Annotated in this window: 17 protein-coding genes and 1 pseudogene; 9 read left to right on the top strand and 9 right to left on the bottom strand. The window is 40.9% G+C overall.

Features of this window, described 5'->3' with window-relative positions; translation table 11 throughout:
• Window position 1 precedes the first annotated feature (1 nt).
• A complete protein-coding gene (greA, locus tag MSI_RS06195; RefSeq protein ID WP_009104823.1) occupies window positions 2–2,761 on the top strand; it encodes a transcription elongation factor GreA in 2,760 nt (919 codons plus the stop codon).
• 79 nt (window positions 2,762–2,840) lie between these two features.
• Complete coding sequence (locus MSI_RS06190) at window positions 2,841–3,797, top strand: MBL fold metallo-hydrolase (protein WP_009104821.1); 957 nt, start codon at window positions 2,841–2,843, stop codon at window positions 3,795–3,797.
• 18 nt (window positions 3,798–3,815) lie between these two features.
• Here MSI_RS06190 and MSI_RS15180 read toward each other — a convergent pair whose 3' ends face one another.
• From MSI_RS15180 to MSI_RS06170, 5 genes and pseudogenes are all read right to left on the bottom strand, one after another.
• The gene (locus tag MSI_RS15180) at window positions 3,816–3,962 is read right to left on the bottom strand and encodes a pyrimidine-nucleoside phosphorylase (protein ID WP_369759175.1); all 147 of its coding nucleotides are present in this window, start codon (window positions 3,960–3,962) and stop codon (window positions 3,816–3,818) included.
• An 83-nt stretch (window positions 3,963–4,045) separates the two neighbouring features.
• The gene (gene deoC, locus MSI_RS06185) at window positions 4,046–4,528 is read right to left on the bottom strand and encodes a deoxyribose-phosphate aldolase (RefSeq protein ID WP_009104817.1); all 483 of its coding nucleotides are present in this window, start codon (window positions 4,526–4,528) and stop codon (window positions 4,046–4,048) included.
• 231 nt (window positions 4,529–4,759) lie between these two features.
• Window positions 4,760–5,761 (bottom strand): PEGA domain-containing protein, encoded by a 1,002-nt coding sequence (locus MSI_RS06180; protein WP_009104816.1) that lies wholly within the window; start codon window positions 5,759–5,761, stop codon window positions 4,760–4,762.
• 11 nt (window positions 5,762–5,772) lie between these two features.
• A pseudogene (locus MSI_RS06175) lies at window positions 5,773–6,740 on the bottom strand (M23 family metallopeptidase).
• A 100-nt stretch (window positions 6,741–6,840) separates the two neighbouring features.
• Complete coding sequence (locus MSI_RS06170) at window positions 6,841–7,011, bottom strand: DUF362 domain-containing protein (RefSeq protein WP_009104814.1); 171 nt, start codon at window positions 7,009–7,011, stop codon at window positions 6,841–6,843.
• A 178-nt stretch (window positions 7,012–7,189) separates the two neighbouring features.
• On the opposite strand from MSI_RS06170, the gene MSI_RS06165 reads away from it, so the two are divergent.
• Window positions 7,190–9,757, top strand: a complete 2,568-nt coding sequence (locus MSI_RS06165) for a penicillin-binding protein 1A (RefSeq protein WP_009104813.1) — start codon at window positions 7,190–7,192, stop codon at window positions 9,755–9,757.
• Between the two features lie 6 nt (window positions 9,758–9,763).
• A complete protein-coding gene (locus tag MSI_RS06160) occupies window positions 9,764–10,171 on the top strand; it encodes a ParB N-terminal domain-containing protein (protein ID WP_009104812.1) in 408 nt (135 codons plus the stop codon).
• On the opposite strand, the gene MSI_RS06155 is transcribed toward MSI_RS06160, so the two are convergent.
• The gene (locus tag MSI_RS06155; RefSeq protein WP_009104811.1) at window positions 10,137–11,036 is read right to left on the bottom strand and encodes a 23S rRNA (adenine(2030)-N(6))-methyltransferase RlmJ; all 900 of its coding nucleotides are present in this window, start codon (window positions 11,034–11,036) and stop codon (window positions 10,137–10,139) included. The genes MSI_RS06160 and MSI_RS06155 overlap by 35 nt on opposite strands.
• A complete protein-coding gene (locus MSI_RS06150) occupies window positions 11,030–13,030 on the bottom strand; it encodes an NAD(+) synthase (protein WP_009104810.1) in 2,001 nt (666 codons plus the stop codon). Before MSI_RS06150 ends, MSI_RS06155 begins: the two co-directional genes overlap by 7 nt.
• Before the next feature lie 71 nt (window positions 13,031–13,101).
• On the opposite strand from MSI_RS06150, the gene MSI_RS06145 reads away from it, so the two are divergent.
• Both MSI_RS06145 and MSI_RS06140 read left to right on the top strand, forming a co-directional pair.
• Window positions 13,102–13,779 (top strand): pentapeptide repeat-containing protein, encoded by a 678-nt coding sequence (locus MSI_RS06145; RefSeq protein ID WP_009104809.1) that lies wholly within the window; start codon window positions 13,102–13,104, stop codon window positions 13,777–13,779.
• Complete coding sequence (locus tag MSI_RS06140; RefSeq protein ID WP_009104808.1) at window positions 13,780–14,337, top strand: MBL fold metallo-hydrolase; 558 nt, start codon at window positions 13,780–13,782, stop codon at window positions 14,335–14,337.
• A 31-nt stretch (window positions 14,338–14,368) separates the two neighbouring features.
• Here MSI_RS06140 and MSI_RS13915 read toward each other — a convergent pair whose 3' ends face one another.
• Complete coding sequence (locus tag MSI_RS13915; RefSeq protein WP_009104806.1) at window positions 14,369–16,315, bottom strand: hypothetical protein; 1,947 nt, start codon at window positions 16,313–16,315, stop codon at window positions 14,369–14,371.
• Between the two features lie 91 nt (window positions 16,316–16,406).
• On the opposite strand from MSI_RS13915, the gene MSI_RS06130 reads away from it, so the two are divergent.
• From MSI_RS06130 to MSI_RS06120, 3 genes are all read left to right on the top strand, one after another.
• The gene (locus MSI_RS06130) at window positions 16,407–16,859 is read left to right on the top strand and encodes a hypothetical protein (RefSeq protein WP_155815512.1); all 453 of its coding nucleotides are present in this window, start codon (window positions 16,407–16,409) and stop codon (window positions 16,857–16,859) included.
• A gap of 83 nt (window positions 16,860–16,942) precedes the next feature.
• Window positions 16,943–17,221, top strand: coding sequence for a type II toxin-antitoxin system Phd/YefM family antitoxin (locus MSI_RS06125; protein ID WP_009104802.1), 279 nt, complete (start codon window positions 16,943–16,945; stop codon window positions 17,219–17,221).
• Window positions 17,221–17,559, top strand: coding sequence for a type II toxin-antitoxin system RelE/ParE family toxin (locus MSI_RS06120; protein WP_009104800.1), 339 nt, complete (start codon window positions 17,221–17,223; stop codon window positions 17,557–17,559). The genes MSI_RS06125 and MSI_RS06120 overlap by 1 nt, the downstream gene beginning before the upstream one ends.
• 6 nt (window positions 17,560–17,565) lie before the next feature.
• Here MSI_RS06120 and MSI_RS06115 read toward each other — a convergent pair whose 3' ends face one another.
• The gene (locus MSI_RS06115; protein ID WP_009104797.1) at window positions 17,566–19,776 is read right to left on the bottom strand and encodes a glycoside hydrolase family 5 protein; all 2,211 of its coding nucleotides are present in this window, start codon (window positions 19,774–19,776) and stop codon (window positions 17,566–17,568) included.
• Between the last annotated feature and the right edge of the window lie 49 nt (window positions 19,777–19,825).

The raw sequence follows: 19,825 nt of genomic DNA, 5'->3' as shown, positions 1-19,825 counted from the left end.
TATGGCAGATTTAATTCAGTCAGTAGAGGACATGCTTAAAGAAGCAACTTGGACAAGAGCCGCTATCAGCAATTACAAAGAAAGCGACATTAAAGAACTGGCTAAAATTTTGGAGCAGGCAAACAATGAAAACTGCGTAGACCAGATTTATGCTATTTGTGAAGAGCAGCTCGTTCACTCAAAAGACAGCATCATCGCTCTTTATATCTGTGGTATTACAGACCTTAAAAAAGGTGTCCTTGATAACTCTAACCTAGAAACCCTTGTAGACATTTTCCTTAAAAATCACAAAGAAAGCGTTGTTGAATCATTGTGTGAAGACATCCTCAACGATGACAGCACAAACCGCTTTGCCCTCAGAACTCTTGCAGACTGCTACGCTGCAGATCCTGACAAAAAGGACAAGGTTTGGGAAATTTACGCAACACTGGTAAAAGTTGACTTTGAAGAAGCAGTTCTTGCAAAGGTTTTGGGTGAACATTTTGAAGCAGCTTCAAAAGAAGATCCTGCTAACGAAAAAGTTCTGATGAAGACTGCCATTGAATACTACAAAAAGGCAATTCTCCGCTTTATCAACCAGAACAACTATAACGGCGTAAAAGAAGTTTGGACAAAACTTATTGAACTTATGCCAGCTGAATTCGACTTTTTCCAGCTTCTCCGCCGCAAGATTGCAAAATCTATGGGCGAAACAAAAACTACAAACCTCATGCAGGATTTGTACGAATGGTATAAAGCAAACAAAAAATGGAAGATTGCAATTTCCATTCTTAAACAGAACCTTGAAGTTGATCCAAAAGATACCTGGGCCCGCAATCAGATTATTGAATGTTACCGCGGCCGCTACGAAGGTCACTCACAGCTTGAAAACTATATCCGCTCTTCTAACCTTGGACAGAGCTACCGCAACGTATTCGAAGCTATCAACGACTTTGAAAAACACATTGCTTTTGATAAGGGAAGTTTTGTATTCCACCGCAACTGGGGTGTTGGTAGAATCCGCAAGCTTGACGGTGATTCAATCGAAATCAACTTTGGTAAAGTAGTTGGAATCAAGAGCATGAAGCTTTCTATGGCTGTAACTGCTCTTAAACCTCTTACAAAAGACCACATCTGGGTTCTTAAGGCTACAAAAACAAAAGATGACCTTATCAAGATGGTTAAGGGTTACAAAGAAGACGGAAAAGAAAAGTACGGTACAGAATGGACTCTTAAAACAATCATCAAGAGCTACAACAATAACTGTGACTTCAAGCACATCAAGGCAGAACTTGTTCCTTCAATCCTTTCTACAGGTGAATGGACCTCTTGGAACCAGAAAGCAAAGAAAATTCTTGAATCAAATGCTGAATTCGGCGTAGATCCTAACGATATCAACATGTACACAGTACGTGAAAACGAAATCACACCGGAAGAAAAGCTTTCTAACGAGTTCAAGGCTCAGAAAGCTTTCTTTGCCCGCGTAGATATCTTGATGAAGTTCTTCTACAACGACATTACAGATAACACAAGCGATTACTTCGCAGAAATGTACTCATACTTCACAAGCTACCTCAAGAACATCAGCCGCGTTGACGAGCAGGTTCTTGCAGCTTACCTTGTTGTTAAGAGAATCGGTACAGAAGATAAGCAGTACGCTTTCCAGACACGCGAAACCTTTGCAGATCTTTACAACAAAATTGAAGATCCTCGCGTAATCTACGAAGAACTCAAAGACACTAAGAATACAAGTCTTCGTGCAGACTTTATCAGCTGCATCAGACTTCTTCCAGACTGGCAGACACAGTACATCAGAATGTTCCCAACTGTACTTGATATGAAGATGCTGGACACTCTTATTAAAGACGGCTACACAGAAGACGTTCAGAAGTTCATCAAAGTTGCCTTCGAACAGTTCAAGGACTACCGCGAAGCAGTTCTCTTTATGTTCAAGGAATGCCAGGATAAAGAATGGTACCAGAACGCAGGCGTAAGCTACGAAAAACAGCTCATCACTTTGATTAACATCATTCAGCTTGCAGAGCGCGAAATTCTTAACCACGTTCACTCAACAGAGAACAAAAAGATTAAGAAGACTGCTACTACCCTGCTCTTCAAAGACGATGCACTCTTTAAGTTTATGTTCAGCGGAGACGAAAGCCTTGTTGTTAAGATGTACACACTTATTGATGATACACCGTTTGACGACCCTACAGCTAAGTCTCAGACTCGTAACAAGATTCTTGAAAAATACCCAGACTTCAAATTCCGCGTATCTGAAGAAAAATCTTCAGAGCAGGCTAAGGGTATGCTGGTTACAGCTAAGAAACTTGAAGAAAAGAAGGCTGAACTTGACAATATCCAGAACGTACTTCTTCCAGAAAACGCTAAGGACGTTGCAGAAGCACGCGCTAAGGGCGACTTGAAAGAAAACGCTGAATATAAGGCAGCACGCGAACAGCAGCACATGCTTACTCTTAAAGTTCAGAATTTGCAGTCAGAAATTGCACGCGCTGTAATTTTCGACCCTACAACTTCTACAACTTCTGTTGTTTCATTCGCAACAGTTGTAACTCTTACAAACAGCGACTCTGGAAAAGACGAAGTATTTACAATTCTTGGACCTTGGGAATCAGATCCAGACAACAACGTTATTTCTTACATGTCACCGTTTGGAAACGCAATTATGAATAAAAAGGTTGGAGATACAGCAGTATTTACAATCAATGACCACAAATACAGCTACACTGTAAAGGCAATTAAAAAGGCTACAAACTACTAATTCAGTTCTTTTTAATTGAAGCATTGCAGGCTGTTCGGGAAGATCCTGGGCAGCCTGTTCTTTTATGTGAGGTGAAGCCATGTCTGAACTTTCAAAAAAAATGATTCAACTAATGCCTGGGGCATATGTTATTCCTTCTTCAACAAATATAGGTGTTATCACAGAAAAAGGCTTTGGCAAAACAAAGGTTTATCTGATTGATTCCGGAACTACGGAAATTGACGCGGAATACATTCTTTCCATTCTGGATGAATTTTTTGAGCAAGCCGGCGAAAAATACAGGATTAAGGCAATCATTAACACGCACGGGCACACTGACCACGCCGGCGGTAATTTGTTTATTCAGAAAAAGACTGGCTGCCAGGTCTGGATTTCAAAGCTGGAACTTCCTTACATAGAAAACCCGGAATTACAGGCAACAGACATCTGGGGCGGAACTCCACCTCACGAAATTCAGACGGCATATTTCAGGCCTCAGCCTTCTAAAGCTTCAAAGATAATCAACGAAGAGACAAAAGTAAAACTTACAGGCGGAAGAAGCATTACTTTTCTTACCCTGCCCGGACACAGTTTTGAGATGACTGCCGTAATATATTCTGATAAAGAAGGAAAAAAGGTCGTTTACGCAGGAGACGGTATTTTTACCCGCGGAGAACTTTCAAAGTTCTGGATTCCATTTATGAACAATCCCCTGAAATTTATGAAGGGACTTGAAAAGCTTTCTCTTCTTGAAAACCTTGAATGGTGCGTTCCGGGACATGGAGACTGCATAGAAAAAAATCTTAGCGAAACTATAGAAATGGATTCTCTTGCCATTCTGGAAACAAAGCAGCTTTTACTTAATCTGATTGCAGAAGGAAGAAAAACAAGCGGAGAACTCTTAAAAGAAGTTGCAGATTTGAATGAAATAAAATTAGGATTCGGGCAGTCCGTTTTAATCCGGAGCACGCTCAAATCCTATTTAGCCGCCATGCATGACATGGGGCTTGTAAAAGTTCTAATTGAAAATAATACCTTTTACTGGTGCAAGGCTTAAACCCGCACCAATAAAGTCTTAGTCTTCAAAAGCAGCTACAATTTCTACACCGCTTGAAGCTCCAATGCGGTTGGCACCGGCTTTAATCATTTCCAAAGCCTGCTCTGCATTGCGAACTCCACCGGAAGCCTTAACTCCCATATCTTTTCCTACAGTTTCTCTCATCAAAGCAACGTGGTGAGCAGTAGCACCATTAGGAAGAAGCTTTCCTTCCTTATCTTTAAGAATTGCAAAACCTGTAGAAGTTTTTACAAAATCAGCTCCGGCTTTTTAGCGCAGAGACAGCAGTTTTCAATTGTATGATCATCAAGATAGCAGGTTTCAAGAATTACTTTTACGCAGATTTCTTTTCCTACCTTTTTACCTTCTGCACGTGAAGCTTCAACTACAGCGGCAATATCAGCACCAACCTCAGAAAAACGCCCGTCCATAGCGGCACCAACATTGATAACCATATCAACTTCATCAGCCCCCTTCTGAATGCAGGCAGCAGCTTCAAAAGCCTTTACTTCTGAAGGTGTTGCACCAAGAGGAAAACCTACAACTGTACAAACCTTTACAGGGCTATTTTCCAAAAGTTTTGCAGCAAGAGAAACATAACTTGGATTAATACAAACTGAAGCAAAGCCATATTTTTTAGCTTCATCACAAAGTTTTTCAATCTGAGAAACTCTTGCCTGAGGAGCAAGCAGAGTATGATCAATATAAGCTGCGATTTCTTTTTTAGTCATAAAATAAATTTCTCCTTAAATAATTCTGACTGTAAGTATAATGCAAAATAAAAGACTTTTACTACTAGGGTTAAAACAAAAAAAAGGCGCTGAATGAATCAGCGCCATGCCTTAATCAGGCAGTCAGGGACATGGGTGGGAGGGGAAAATGTCCCTGACATTTATAATATCGGGCATATGTGCTAAAAACTTTAGTAATTATAAGAAAATTTTGAAAATTTATGAAAAATTTTATTCTTCTTCTATCTGAAGATCTACAGAACAGTTGATTTTGTAGGTTTTGCCCTTAATGACATTGAGAGTTCTTGTAATTTCATAATCGCCGATTGTAAAGCGGATTTTATGCTCCCCTTCCGAAATTACATATTCCTTTCCAAGATTTTTAAAGGCCTTATCATCAAGGAAAACAGAAGTTCCTTCAGGAGCAGTAACAAAAACCGCCGGCTCAATGCTCTTAAGTTCAATCTTAAGTTCAGTATTTTTTGCCTGCTCAATTCTTACAGTGCGGACCTCATTTCTGTAGGCATCAGATGTAACAGAAAGGTCGTGAACACCCTTGTCCAAAAGGATTGTATTGTTCTTTGAAAGAGTTACAAGTTTTTCATCAACATAGACAGTGCAGTTTTCAGGCTTTTTGTCGCTCAGGGTAGAAAGCACCAGGGTTAGTTCGCCCTTGTCAGAAAGAATTGGTTTAATGGAAGTCTTTATTTTGGAATTTAAAGTTTCTTCCGGAACCCCCTTCATAACCGGCTGCAGTCTTATAAAAATCAGGCCGTCTGCAAAATCAACCAGATCCATAAGACTTGTGTACTGATTCTGCTTAAGACTGTTGTTTTTCTTCAGAGGAATCTGTAAAACCCAGGAAAGTCTTGATGGCAGAGGGCTTACAAACATGCGTGAACCTGAATAGTCAATTTCTTCTTCCGAAGGCTTTGGAGAGATTTTATCGTAAACTGAACAGGCAACACAGTCCTGCCAGTAGGCAACGTCTTCCGGAATATCAAACTTTACTTCAATTCCTTCTATAAATCTGCTGTTTTGAGGAAGTTTGATCGCAAGGGATTCATTTGTACCAAGGCTCTTTTGAACCTCAAAGCCAGCTTCCTGTTCTATTGCGGCGTAATGAAGTTTACTGGTTCTGAAAGATTCTGCAAAAAGAAGAGAGCCTGCAGAAAAAAGCAGAGGAGAGAAAACAAAAACTGATAATTTTTTTAATCCAGAAAATCCCTTCATCACACCTGAAATTAAAATTCAAATTTTTCACGCGGATCAAGAGCCTTTCCTCCCTTACGGATTTCAAAGTGCAGATGATCCCCGGTTGCCATACCAGTATGGCCCACAAGTCCGATTACAGTTCCTTTTTTACAAAACTGTACTGGTCTACAAAGATTTTTGAAAGGTGGGCATAGACACTGGTCTGTTTTCCCAAATCATGGCTTAAAATGATGTAATTACCGAAGGTCGGATCATCACTTACAGCATAAGCCACATCTCCGTCTTTTACAGCATAGACCGGAGTTCCTTCCTGTGCAGCAAGGTCAATTCCGTTATGATCTTTAATCTGCCCTGAAAGCGGATTTTTGCGTCTGCCGAATTCAGAAGAAACATAAAAAGTATTTTCTTCCAGCGGCAGCCTCAAACCGGAATCAAGAAAAAAAGCACGTTCTGTAGGAGAAAGCCTTTTTCCCTGCAAAAACACAAAACTTCGTCCTTCAATTGTAAAGTATAAGGCCGGATTTGTTAAGTTTTGATTTTTATAATTTTCCTGAAGAAGTACTTCTATTGAAGTTTTTCCCTTATCAAGGGGAATAAAAAGACCCTGAACGGTAGGAATGATAAGAGACTTTCCTTTGATTACATCATCTTTACTGGAAATGGAATTAAGTGTGACAATTGTATCATAATTAATATTACAGCGGGCACAGAGTTCATAGACGGTGAAGTTTTTTACATCATACTTAAAGAAAAGAAATTCAGGATCATTGCCGGCAAATACAGCCTTAGAATTGTTCTGTACGATGGAAATGAACTGAATCAATTCTTCATTTTTAACCTGTTTTTTTTCTGCCCCGCTTTTAAGATAAGGATCAAGGCTGTTAATAAGAGGAAGCCTATTCTTTTCTATAATAAAAGGAGCATCAGCAGCCTGAGCCCACTGAAAAGAAAGAGAAAAGACATAAATAAAAAGGGCAGTAAAAATCTTTTTTATCATCTTCCTGTTAGCTTTTTAGGGGTTGTAGTAAACCCTTAATAAAAAAAGACAGATTCCTGCCAGAGAACCTGTCTTTTTAAAGTAAAATCGAAAAACGAAATTACTCTTCTACAATTGCTTCAGCTGGACATTCAGCAGCGCAAGTACCGCAGCTGATGCATGCATTAGCATCGATTACTCTTTTGTCTCCGCTTTCAGAAATTGCTCCAACAGGACAATCTGGTTCGCAAGTTCCGCAGTTTACACATGAGTCATTAATTTTGTATGCCATAATTTGCTCCTATAAAAACTTGTATTTTTTGCCAGTCAAGTTCTTTCTTAAAATATACTGTAAGAACTGCATTTTAACAACAGATTTTTTTGCAAATTATGATGAAAATAAAGTGTAATAATAGTAGAAAAAACGCACTCTTGTTCGTATGCTCAAAAAAACGGTATAATAGTACATTATGAAGAAAATTTTGAAAGCTCCGCTTATTCTCTCCTGTGTCTTATTTTTCTTTGCAATCGGCATCGGGGCAGCGCTGGGAGCATCTCTTGCAGCAACACGAAATATCATAAATTCTGAATACATTACTGAATTTGAAACAGCCCTTCCTACAAAACTTCTGGATATAAACGGCGAAGTAATTACGGAATTCGCTTCTGATGAAAAACGCGAAATCATCGCTTTTAAGGATTTACCTCAGCACCTTGTTGATGCCCTTATTACCCGTGAAGACCGCATTTTCTTTTCTCATAACGGTTTTAACCTTAAGGCTATTTTCCGAGGCGTCTTTGGTATTCTTACAGGCCGTTCACTTGGTGGTGGTTCTACCCTTACCCAGCAGATTGCCGGAACCCTTTACTGCGACCGTAACGATAAATCAATTACCCGAAAGCTTAAGGAACTCTGGTGGGCCATTCAGATGGAACGCCGTTATTCAAAAAATGAAATTCTTGAGCTTTACCTGAACAAGATTTATTTTGGTGGCGGTACTTACGGTGTAAACGCCGCTTCAAAATATTATTTTGGTCACGGAGCAACAGAAATTACCCCGGCAGAAGCAGCAATTCTTGTAATTCAGCTTTCTAACCCGGCTTTTTACAATCCTTTTGATCATCCTAACCGTGCAATGGACAGACAGAAGAACGTTCTGGACTCAATGGTTGCACAGGGCTTTATTACAAAAACAGAAGCAAACGAATCTTTCAATGACTTCTGGGCAGATTTTGACTATACCCGAACCTCTTCCTCTGCTTACATGATGAGGGATGACAAGGCTCCATGGTTCAGTGAATACGTTCGCCGTGAACTTGGCAGCATGATGTACGGTTCAGACAATATTTACACAGACGGCTTTACCGTAAACACAACCTTAAATCTTGCCCATCAGAAAATTGCTCAGGAAGTAATGGAAAAATGGATAGGCAATGCAAATGCCCGCTATAAGAAAGAACATTCCGCAAAGGCCGGTGTTGCCTACGGAACCTATGTTCCTATTTCAGAAATGCTGGCTCTTCTTTTCAATATTCCAGGCCTTAAAGTCAGCGAACAGCGAACTGAACTTGTTGCAAATAAAGAATTCATTAATCAGATAAATCCGGTTCTGGACGTTATTTCCATGATGAACGGTTCTGAAAGACTTAAAATCAACATCATTAACCGTGCAGTTGCAATTTCAAAGCAGGCTGATGAAAAGACTACTATCGAAGGAACAATGATAGCCCTTGACCACGAAACAGGCTACATTGACGCTCTTGTTGGCGGAAGTAAATTCGATCAGGAAAACCAGTTTATCCGTGCAACTCAGGCTAAGGTTCAGCCGGGTTCTACCTTTAAGCCGCTTTACTATTCAGCAGCAATTGATTCCAAGAAATTTACGCCGACAACAATCATTTCTGACTCGCCGGTTGTATTCCATACCGCAGACGGCAAACCTTACATTCCTTTGAACTTCAAGGGAGAATGGGAAGGCGACGTAACAGTTTACCACGCCCTTACCCGTTCTATGAACGTTCCTTCTCTTAAGGTTCTTGACGGAATCGGTTTTGAAGCCGCTATTAACCGCGCTGTTGCCCTTCTTGGCATTACAAAAGAAGAACTTCCTAGCCGTGCCTTTGTTCCGGGCTACCCTATCGGTCTTGGAGTTTGTTCTGTCCGCCCCGTTGAAATGGCAAGAGCCTACGCTATTTTTGCCAACGGCGGTAAAGACGTTACTCCAATGGCAATCCGCACTGTAGAAGATAAAAACGGAAACGTAATTTTGAATCCTGAGCTTGATATCAGAAAGGCTCAGTCTGCAAAAGGTGATAAGATTCAGGTTATCTCTCCTCAGACAGCTTACGTAATGGTAAAACTTCTTGAGCAGACAGTTTTCAACGGCGGTACCTTGAGCGCCCAGAGCTGGCACTTTGATTATCACGACGAAAAGGGCAAAAAATATACAATGCCAGCCGGCGGTAAAACCGGTACAACTCAGAACTGGGCTGATGCCTGGACTTGTGGATTTACCCCTTACTATGCAGCTGCCTTCTGGTTCGGTTTTGATAAGCCTGGTCAGTCGCTTGGTTTGAACATTACAGGTGCTACCCTTGCCGGTTATGCCTGGGGTGAATACTTTGATAAGGTTCACGCAGATTTACCTCTTAAACAGTTCAGCCGCCCTCTTGAAGGCATTGTAGAAGCAACAGTATGTTCTGTGAGTGGAAAAATCCTTACAGACGGCTGCGGAGACCACAAAACAACTCAGTGGTATCTTGAAGGAACCCAGCCTACAGAAATGTGTCCGGTTCATTCAAGTCAGTCTAACTCAATTATTGCAGTAAACCGTCTTGAACGCGAAATGTATAAGTCTGGACAGCGCTATACTCAGAATGTAGACACAAGTCCTCTTAAACTGAACCTTGACTTCCTTAATTCTAATTACGTGCCTCCTCGCCGTAAGTCAGAAGATTTTGTCCAGGAAGAAAATGAAAATACTGGCGCTAAAACAAAACAGACTGTAGAATATGATTATAACTATCTGATGGAATAAGACTGAATGCTAGTAGCGATTAAGGATATTAAGATAAAGAAAAGAGTTCGCAAAGATCTGGGTGACCTTGAAAATCTTAAGGACAGCCTGAAAACTTATGGTCTTTTAAATCCTATTACCCTAAACAGCCGCTACGAACTGATTGCAGGAGAACGCCGTCTTACAGCAGCAACTCAGCTGGGCTGGACAAACATTCAGGCAAACATAGTTGATAACCTTACAGAAGTTGAACAGCTGGAAATGGAAATTGAAGAAAACAACCAGCGAAAAGAATTTACAGATCAGGAACTTCTGCAGGGCTACATGAGACTTGAACGCCTGAGAAATCCAGGCTTTTTCTACAGAATTTATTTATTCTTCAAGCATTTAATCCAGAAAATTATTGACTGGTGGAAGAAAGGCAGGAAGAAATAGCTTCCAGACAAGAATTTACTTCCTCTTCCAGATGCCAGGGTGCATTTAAGACCAGCATTCCGCTTCCGTAAAGACGAGGCGGATTTTTTTCGCTCTCTTCATATTCTTTAAGGGACATTTCCTTATGACTGTCTTTTGCGGCAACTTGCAGACGTAAATCGCAGATTTCAATATTTGGATTTACAGAACGTGCAGAAGCCTGAATATCATCCAGCATCTGATTTATTTCTGACTCCCGGTGAGCAAGAAGAGGATACCAGAGCATTATGATTCCATTTGTCCATTTTTTATTTACGGCAGAAATTGTCTTAGCGCAGTCAATATAATCAGAGATCTCTTCGTAGCTTGGGTCAATCAATACGGCACCCCGCTTTGTTTTTGGCGGCGTAAGGGCCTTAAGCATTTCAAAACCGTTACGGGCGTGAATCTGAATCTGGCTGCAGGCAGCCTGGCAGAAAGGAGTTTTAAGCATGTTGCGGCGAAGATTTTCAATTTCCTGGGGATGAAGCTCAGAAAGCACAAGAAAATCCTGCCGGCGGGAAAGAACTCTGGCAATTTCCGGCGAGCCTGGATAGAAATTTTTGGAATAGTAGCGGTCAATCAGAGAAAGATAATCGCTTAGGAGGGAATGCGAGCCGGAAATCATCAGCTTTGAGGAAATAAGACGGCTTATTCCCTGCCCTGCTTCACCTGTTTTCTGGCTGCGGTTATCAAGAAGGTCGTAAAGGCCGCTTGCCGAGTGAGTATCGAAATAGGTATAGGGCTTTTCCTTTTTATTGAGGGAAGAAAGCACAAAAAAAAGTGTGAGATGCTTTAAAATGTCGGCATGGTTTCCTGCGTGAAAGGCGTGCTGATAGCTTAGCATTCTTTTCCGCCTTTAATTTCTTCTTCCAAAAGGTCGATTTCCTTAAGCCAGACTGCGGCAGAAGCATCGCTTGGCATTCGCCAGTCGCCACGGGGAGAAAGATTGATTGTACCAACCTTTGCACCGTCCGGCATGCAGGAACGCTTGAACTGCTGGCTGAAGAAACGCCGGTAGAAAGTGCGCAGCCATTTGACTTTTGTTGCATCGTCGTAAGGAAGTTCGGCGTTTTTTGCAAGGAAGAAAATCTTTTTTGGACTGAAGCCGAAGCGGAGTAAATAATAAAGGTAAAAGTCGTGAAGTTCGTAAGGGCCGACAAGGTCTTCTGTAACCTGGCTGATTTTTCCGCCAGTTGGAGGAAGCAGTTCTGGGCTAACAGGAGTATCAAGGATGTCACGGAGTACGGAAGCAAAGCTTTTCTTTGAATTTGAAGCGTCCCCTTCCGCCTGGTCTGCAAACCATTCAACAAGATAGCGGACAAGGGTCTTTGGAACCGAAGAATTTACACCGTACATGGACATATGGTCGCCGTTATAGGTACACCAGCCCAAAGCAAGTTCAGAAAGGTCTCCAGTACCGATTACGATTCCGTTTGTTTTGTTAGCGTAGTTCATAAGGATAAGGGTTCTGGTGCGGGCCTGGCCGTTTTCGTAAGTAACATCGTGAAGGCTTTCCTCCTGACCAATATCCTTAAAATGCTGGCGGACTGCGTCTGCAATAGGAATTTCTTTTAAGTTTGCACCACATTCTTCTGCCAGTTTGCAGGCATTCTTGTAGGTGCGGTCTGTAGTTCCAAAGCAAGGCATTGTAATTGCAGTAATTTTCTTGCGGTCAAAACCACAAAGGTCAAAGGCACGGCAGGTTACAAGAAGGGCAAGAGTTGAATCAAGACCACCCGAAAGTCCGATTACTGCTGACTGGCAGTTGATATGGCGCAGGCGTTTTGCTAAGCCCTGAGCCTGAAGGGTAATTACCTGCTCGCAGCGGAGGGTACGGTTTGCTTTATCAGACGGAACAAAAGGATGAGCGTCAACAAAACGTTTGAGAGAGCCTTTTTTTACATCCCCCTGCTCTTCCCCGCTTAAAGCAATTTCTACAGTTGTATAATCTGCTGCAAGCGGAGCGTGATTTACAGAAAAACCAAAGCTTGTTGTACGGCGGCGTTCCTGGCAGAGTCGTTCAATATCAATATCAGCATAAATAATTTCGTCTTCGCCAAAAAGCTGGGACTGGGCAAGAATAGAGCCGTTTTCACAAATCAGTTTATGGCCAGCAAAAACCATATCCTGAGTTGATTCGTCCTTTCCTGCATTTGAATAAACATAAGCTGCAATCAGCTTTGCACTGTGATTCTGCACAAGATTTCTGCGGTAATCAGCCTTTCCGATAATCTCGTTTCCGGCAGAAAGATTTACTATCACATTTGCCCCGTTCAAGGCATGGCGGGTAGAAGGCGGAAGCGGAGTCCAGAGGTCTTCGCAGATTTCGCAGGCAACTTTTATTTCTGGATTATTCTGATCACAAATAAGAATGTCAGTTCCAAAAGGAAGGGCATCAAAGCCTGCAAAAGAAATAAAGCGGGTTTCCATATCAGGCTGGAAAGGAGTGAACTGACGTCGCTCGTAAAACTCTCCGTAATTTGGCAGAAATGTTTTTGCAATAAGGGCAAGAAGCTGTCCCTTAAAAATTGCTGCGGCACAGTTATAAATGCCTTCCCCGGCAGCCACCGGTAAACCCACAAAAATAAGGCAGTCAAGGTCAGAAGTCTGCTTAATTATAGAAGAAAGTGCTGCTTCTGCAGACTTTTGCAGGGATTTTTGAAAAAATAAATCTCCACAGGTATAACCTGTTATAGAAAGTTCAGGGAAAACGGCAATTTTTGCACCGCCCTTCTCTGCCTCTTTAGCGGCCTTAATTATATTTTCTGCATTTGTATTGCAATCAGCGACAACAAGACGCGGACTAAGACTTGCCGCGCGAATAAATCCAAAATTCATAAACTTATTCTATCACAATATCGCAAGATATAAAATTGAAAAACTGAGCTAACAATATTATAATAGAAAATATGTTTACAATTAATAAATGTCTGGTTAACAGCTGTCAGGACGACGCGCTTTCTTCCTTTGACGAATTCGGTAATATAAAAACCGAGCGCGGCTACTGCATTGACCACACCCCCGATCCAGGCCGAACACAGGCAGAAATCTACAACTACATCAAAAATCACGAAAAAATAATAGGACTCAATGCCTGCGGAATTATTTTTAAAGACATAGATTTTTCAAATAAAAAGTTTTTCGGCTGTAATTTTTCCCACTGTACTTTTCAGAACATCAAATGGGAACATTCAGTTGTACGTATTTCAATTTTTGACTTTGCCTTCTTTAACGACTGCAACTTTATTCAGAATAATACAGTTTTTTCAACCTTCTCCTGCAGCACCCTTACCCATACGCTATTTAACTCCAGCGATATGAAGCAGTGCAATTTTAACGGGATCAAGGCTTTTCAGTGCTCTTTTGATAATTCAGACTTTTTTTCTTCCCGCTTTATTAAGGCAACCCTTGTAAACACTTCTTTCAGAAACTGCAACCTTAAAAAGACAATCTTTAAGAACTCGGATCGTCAGAATGTTTCCTTCAAAATGTCAAATACACGAGAAGCCATTTTTGATAATCCTGAAAATCTTTCGGGCGGTCTGGATAACCTTCAGTTCGGTAACTCAATTGTGGACGGTGATTAAATGAAAGTATACTATCATCATAATCCTGGCGGATTTTCAAACTGCTATATCGTTGTAAATGAAGCAGTAAAAGAAGCTATTATCATAGATCCGGGCAAGGTAACCGACGAAATCATCTCTCAGATAGAAGAAAACGGACTTTCAATTTCCGGCATTCTGATTACCCACAATCACGGAAGCCATGTTCACGGCCTTAAAACCCTGCAGAAAATTTATTCACCAAAAATCTACGCTGCCGACTGGGAAGTTGCGGGAGACGACACAACCGTTCTTTCAAACGACGGCCACGTTAAAATTGCCAAGCTGAACGTGCAGTATATGACAGTTCCGGGACACACCTCAGATTCAATGGTTTATAAAATTGAAAACGTACTTTTTACGGGCGACGTTCTGGGAGCCGGAAGCATTGGTTCAACAAACTCCAGCTACTCGAAATTCATTCTGGAATCAAACATCAAAAATAAAATCTACACAATGGATGACCAGACTGTAATTATGCCGGGGCACGGTCCTCTTTCAACCCTGGGGGCGCTGAAAAACGTAATGGACGAATTTTAGGCAGGGCAGATAAAGCCCACCGCCCTGTCTTCTATCTTCTTACAATCGAAATGTTTCCGCAGACAATGCCGTAACGGTCAAAAACAAAATCATTCATCATGCTGGCCGCATCTTCAAAAGCCGCTGCCTTATTTTCGCGGATATAGGCGCACAAATAAGGAGTTGCAGCCATAACAGTTCCCCGGTTTGCAAGGTGAACAAAATAATTTGAAACTTCGCTCAAAGGCTGCTGCATAATGTAGGCCATAAACTCGTTGTGCATAAGATATTCGTCATTCAAATCGTAGCCAAGAGAAGGTTGAGAGCGGAAGTAATCCAGCAGAAACTGACGGGAATCATAATCAATTGTGCCGTAAACAGCTGCAACAAAATTACGGAATTCTTCATCACGGAAGAAAATTGTATGCCAGCCTTCATGAGCCAGAAGATTCTGACGGCTCCAGTCCGGAGTTTCGCGGGAAACAGAAACCAGTCCGCCTTCATTTGCGCGGACATAAGCCCCGTCTGCTTCAAAAAAGCCGTTTACGAGCAAAATTTTTTTCAAAAGCTGCTCTTCGTAATTCAAACGGAAGTTGGAATCAACAGCCGCATTAAAAAATCTTGCCATGCTTTCTGCACTGTAATCGTGGGCGTTGTAACCGTGCATACCTTTAAGCTGGTCATTTGTCAAAAGACGGCCCTTAAAGCCTTCCTTTTCTACAAAATATGCAAGGCGGGTAAAGAATTTATCCTGAACCTCGTAATTTCTGGTATCAAAAAAGAGGATACGGTCAAATCTGTCCCATTCAAAAATCTCATAATCAGAAGTGCGCCACTTGAGCATATCATAATTCAAAATAAAGCCGGGATCTGCAGAAACTGGCAGGAGAACTTCACCGGAATTTACGGGAATATTATTAGCCTCAATAAAATCAGTCTTTTTAAAGGCTCCGTCAGAAACCTTCATAAAAAGAGAAGAAACGCACATTTTATTGGAAGAAAAAGTCATTCGGGAATAAGGATTTTTAAGGGCAGCCGTAGGAATAATCACCCTTGTGGCGCCCGGAACATTATTAATAAAAAGCCTTTCTCCGCCGGCGTTTACTTCAACAATAACCTTATCCTGCAGGGTAGACTTGAATTTAGGCACGTTATAAAGTCCAACACATACTTCCGGCAAAGGATTTTTCTGATTTCGCAAATCAAAAACAGTAGAAGCATTAGAAAAATCGTAGCTGGAATTGGAAGTGTCAATTTTTCCGCCGCTGTAGGCAAAACCATAGCGGGGAATTTCAGAACTGACATCAAAACCAAGCATTGCATCGGTAATGCAGGCAGCCACAATTCTGGTTCTTAAAGTAGAAAAAACAAAAAATCCGCGTGGAAGAGAGGCCGAAGAAGCAGCCCCAGAAGCCACAGCCATAAGTTCATCTTTTTTAAAGGCCACAGAAATATCAAAAACATCAGGAAGCTCCTGAAGGTTTCCCTGAGCCACAAGACGGTTTCCGCCGCCATAAACCTGAGAAATAAACTTTCCCCTGGCAGTAAAATCTTCTTCCGTCAAAAAACCCAGCTGCAAAGGCAAATCGACCGCATTTTCGAAAAACTTTTTCTGGCGGGAACTTGGAAGCACCTTAAGGCGCACCATCACAGAAGCAGAACCGCAGCGCTCAAAACTTTCCCTGATTTTTTCCAGCTGCTCTTGACTGAACATAAAACTTGCGTAATTCGCCTGCTTAATCCAGCCCTTGTGAGCCGCAGAATCCAGAGCCGTAAGCTCGGTAGAAGATTTATCGTATGTAAATTCGAGTTTTACAGGAGTTGCCGAGCCAAAAGTAAAAAAATACCACAAAAGGTAGAGGTCAAAAAGCACAAAAACCACAAGGCCAAGCGTAAAATACTTCATATTGCGCGAAAGCCGCTTGAACCAGCGCACCGATTTTTTTACAGGAATATAAACGCCTTTAAATGCTGACTTAAAAATATTCTTTCCACCCATAACCCTAGTTTAACAGAAATTAAAAAAAGATTATACTATCCCCATGCTCGTTCTTATCCCCAATCCTAATCAGCTAGCCCAGCTGGTAAAAGTGCAGAAGGCCTTTATAAAAGAAGCAAATGCCCCGCAGCAGCCAATTTTTTACCAGAATACCCCCTTGTGGATTTTTCTCCCTGAAGACAAGTTTTCTCTTTCCGGCAATAAAAAGCTGATAAAGGATGAACTGAAGGAGCTCTCGCAGAGCATTTTAAAAGTAGAACTCGAAGAGCCACGCGTCTACTTTTCTGAAAATTTGCAGCGGGTGGTATTAGGCAGTCATTCACGTATAAGCACAGAGTCCGGCCTTTGCAGTGCAGAACTCATTCTCTGCGACAGTCTTCCAGTAAAAGGGACTGCCCCCCAGATAAAAAATCTCCCTGATATCAAAGAATTGTCCGACCTAGCCTTCCCCCTGCAGCTAAAAATCTTCCGCCTTGCCGCCGCAGAAGAACTGGCACCCAATACCTTCGCCGTAAACGAAGCTGTCTGGCGGAAAATTAAATAAGACCCATCAAAAAAATGCAAAGCTTTCCCTTGCCTTTGTAGTCTTTATAAAGTACTATATAATGACTTGGAGGTAACCTGAAAATGATTACAAACCTTGCTGAATGCATAAAGCCAATTTCCTATGTAAAGACAAATGCTGCTGATATGATGACCTTTGTAAATGAAAAAAAAGAACCTCTGATTATCACTCAAAATGGAGAAAGCAGAGCTGTTCTTATTGATGTAAATTCATATCAAGAAATGAAAGACGCCTTTAACTTATTAAAAATAATTCAGCTTTCACAAAAGGATATAAAAGCAGGACGCACAGAACCTGCTGAAAAAGTATTTGCAGATTTACGCAAGGAATTCTTAAAATAATGGCTATAAATCAAGTAATTGTTTCTCAATTTGCAAAGGATGATTTACGCGAAATAATCTCATATTACCAATCCTTAAGTCAAAAATATGTAGAAAAAACTATCTCAGAATTTGAGGAAAATATTCTTTCTTTAAAGGAATTTCCTAAAAGCGGAAGAATTGTTCCTGAACTTGAAAAGCAAGGAATTGAAACCTTTCGAGAGCTGATTCAAGGCTACTACAGAATTATCTACGAAATCTCAGGTGACCTTGTAAATATTCTTGCTGTTATAGACGGCAGAAGAAATTTCGAAGACATCATTATTTCAAAAATAATGAGAGTATACGGAAAGTCGTAAATAAACTTACTTTCCAACCTCAACAGCCTCAACTCTAACCCCATAACCGCGGATTACAAGAGAACCAGTCTTTTGAATTTTTTCTACGTCTTCGGCTGAAAGTCTGTAAGAAAAAACAGCCTTTTTTGCATTAAGGGTAATATTTTTTCCGTTTCCGTCAGCAGAATCCTGCAAAAGAAGTGTTTTTGAAGCCGAAGAAAAATCTGCTTCTTTCATAGCGAGCGAAGTCCAGGAATCTTCCGGGCAAAGCCTTAACTGACTGTAAGCAGCAGATGAAAGCTTTGAAACAGAGAATTTCAAAATAAGCCCTTCTTTTACCTCTGCTAAGTTAATTAAACAGGAAGAAGACCAGTCCTCAGCATCAAGTTTTACAACAGACACAAGAAGAGAAGTTTCTTTTTGAATTTCTGCTTTTCCGACATTTTTGCTTTCTGTTTTATTGTCATTTTTAATTTCAGAAGACCGCCCTTTTTCCCATGCATTAACCATACCGGAAATAAAATCATCGCCGTCGAAAGAAGCATATGGCGGAATGCGGCGGATAACAGAATGAACACAGCCATCGTCCCATACAAGTGCAGAGAGACCGTATTTTCCTGCAAGGAAAGAAAAATCACTCAGACAGGAAAGACGCTCTGCCCTGTCAACTTCCGGCGATTCAAACCACTTACGGCGAATATCGTACCAGCTGTCGTTTTCAATTCCAAATTCTGTAATACAGACAGGAACTCCATTGGAAACAAAACGCTCGTTTGCAGCCTTAAATACTTTTTCAAAATTCTTTTTCAAGGCTGGCGAATAAGAATCACGCTTTTTATTTTCAGTATTAAAGCCAAGCGGATACCAGTGAATTGCAACCATCAGCTTATTCTGTACACTGTCCTGAGGAAGTACAAAATACTTACTTGAAACTGTGCTGTAATCCGTTGCATAAGTCGGAACCATAATAAAACGCTTTGCATTATTTCCACCGCTGTTTCGGATTGTATCTACAATCAACTGGTTATATTCATTTAAGATTTTTGTTGGCTCGGAAAGACCTGTATCATCCAGAAGAGAAGCTCTTGGAGCCCACATATCCCAGTTTTTATCAGCATTATTCTTTTTTCTTATAACTCGAGGCTCATTCAAGATTTCAAAAATCAAATGCTGGTCATAACTTCCGTTAAAAGTCTGGCAAATCTGCTGGTAAATTGCAGTTAAATAGCGTTCAGACTCAGGCATTGCCTCTTTTGTAAGGTTATAGCCCTGAGCATATTGTGGAGCAGGACAAAAAGCATGAATCGAATGATGCTCATTCATAAGAACATAAAGCCCGTCACTAATGGCCCAGTCAACAACTTCTTTTACCCTCTCCATAAAATAAGGATCAATCGTATAATTCTGATCGATTATGTGAGGAAACCAGGTAACAGCAATTCTGATTGATTTAAATCCCTTATCCCGGATTGAATCAATAAATTCTTTTGTAACAAGTGCCGTTTCACAAAGCTCAAAAGCCATTCCACCAGCCTGATTTCCAAGCGCACTTTTCTGAGATTCTAACTGCATGACAAGAGGTTTTCCATTCTGGTCATAATTATTCTGAAACCCAAAACCCGCAAAAGAAGTTTTTTCATCGTTGTAAAAAGGACAACGGTTTAGCCCGCAGCCCATGCTGTAACCTAAAGCAAGCTTATCAGAAACTTCAAGGGCTGTTATTGAATCATCAAAAGCACCGTCTTTTTTATCTGCGATTGCAGATTTTTTTGAAAGAGTTTTTTCATTTACAAAAGAAAGATCTTTGAGCGTAACGCTGCTTGTTTTTTTGCCAGTCTGATATTCGCTCTGGCAAGTCATAAAATTCAGATTTGTTATGGATGATTTTCTGGAAGAATCCAGCTCAATATAAACGCTTTGAAAATGAGGCTGAAGATAAACTTCAGAATAAGCCCCGTCCGCATACTGAAGTCTTACCACAAAATTTGGAATCGAAAGATTCTGATAACTGATTTTTGCATATTTATAAGAGGAAGCATCTGCCTTAAAATAAAAGCCCGCACCACAGCCGCCATTCCCGTTAGAAACCGTAAGCTTATTCGAAGCATCCATAGAGGCATTTGAGCCATCCCAGGAATAAAAATTATTTTTTGAAAGTGAAACATAAAGGCCATTTTCCCCAAAAACAGAAAATCCGGCAAGAAAAATAAATAAAAATGATATTAATGACTTTTTCATAGTTTAATTATAAGAATAGAGATTTAAATTGTCAAAATTGAAAATGTAG

The sequence above is a fragment of the Treponema sp. JC4 genome (assembly GCF_000260795.1).
GTDB lineage: Bacteria > Spirochaetota > Spirochaetia > Treponematales > Treponemataceae > Treponema_D.
Note: the sequence above shows the minus strand (reverse complement) of the source record. Positions and strands in the feature narration are given on the sequence as shown.

Bases quoted from the DNA above. Each gene is read 5' to 3' on its own strand.
- greA (WP_009104823.1), top strand. From the start codon at position 2: ATGGCAGATTTAATTCAGTCAGTAGAGGACATGCTTAAAGAAGCAACT.
- MSI_RS06190 (WP_009104821.1), top strand. From the start codon at position 2,841: ATGTCTGAACTTTCAAAAAAAATGATTCAACTAATGCCTGGGGCATAT.
- MSI_RS15180 (WP_369759175.1), bottom strand. From the start codon at position 3,962: ATGAGAGAAACTGTAGGAAAAGATATGGGAGTTAAGGCTTCCGGTGGA.
- deoC (WP_009104817.1), bottom strand. From the start codon at position 4,528: ATGACTAAAAAAGAAATCGCAGCTTATATTGATCATACTCTGCTTGCT.
- MSI_RS06180 (WP_009104816.1), bottom strand. From the start codon at position 5,761: ATGAAGGGATTTTCTGGATTAAAAAAATTATCAGTTTTTGTTTTCTCT.
- MSI_RS06170 (WP_009104814.1), bottom strand. From the start codon at position 7,011: ATGGCATACAAAATTAATGACTCATGTGTAAACTGCGGAACTTGCGAA.
- MSI_RS06165 (WP_009104813.1), top strand. From the start codon at position 7,190: ATGAAGAAAATTTTGAAAGCTCCGCTTATTCTCTCCTGTGTCTTATTT.
- MSI_RS06160 (WP_009104812.1), top strand. From the start codon at position 9,764: ATGCTAGTAGCGATTAAGGATATTAAGATAAAGAAAAGAGTTCGCAAA.
- MSI_RS06155 (WP_009104811.1), bottom strand. From the start codon at position 11,036: ATGCTAAGCTATCAGCACGCCTTTCACGCAGGAAACCATGCCGACATT.
- MSI_RS06150 (WP_009104810.1), bottom strand. From the start codon at position 13,030: ATGAATTTTGGATTTATTCGCGCGGCAAGTCTTAGTCCGCGTCTTGTT.
- MSI_RS06145 (WP_009104809.1), top strand. From the start codon at position 13,102: ATGTTTACAATTAATAAATGTCTGGTTAACAGCTGTCAGGACGACGCG.
- MSI_RS06140 (WP_009104808.1), top strand. From the start codon at position 13,780: ATGAAAGTATACTATCATCATAATCCTGGCGGATTTTCAAACTGCTAT.
- MSI_RS13915 (WP_009104806.1), bottom strand. From the start codon at position 16,315: ATGGGTGGAAAGAATATTTTTAAGTCAGCATTTAAAGGCGTTTATATT.
- MSI_RS06125 (WP_009104802.1), top strand. From the start codon at position 16,943: ATGATTACAAACCTTGCTGAATGCATAAAGCCAATTTCCTATGTAAAG.
- MSI_RS06120 (WP_009104800.1), top strand. From the start codon at position 17,221: ATGGCTATAAATCAAGTAATTGTTTCTCAATTTGCAAAGGATGATTTA.
- MSI_RS06115 (WP_009104797.1), bottom strand. From the start codon at position 19,776: ATGAAAAAGTCATTAATATCATTTTTATTTATTTTTCTTGCCGGATTT.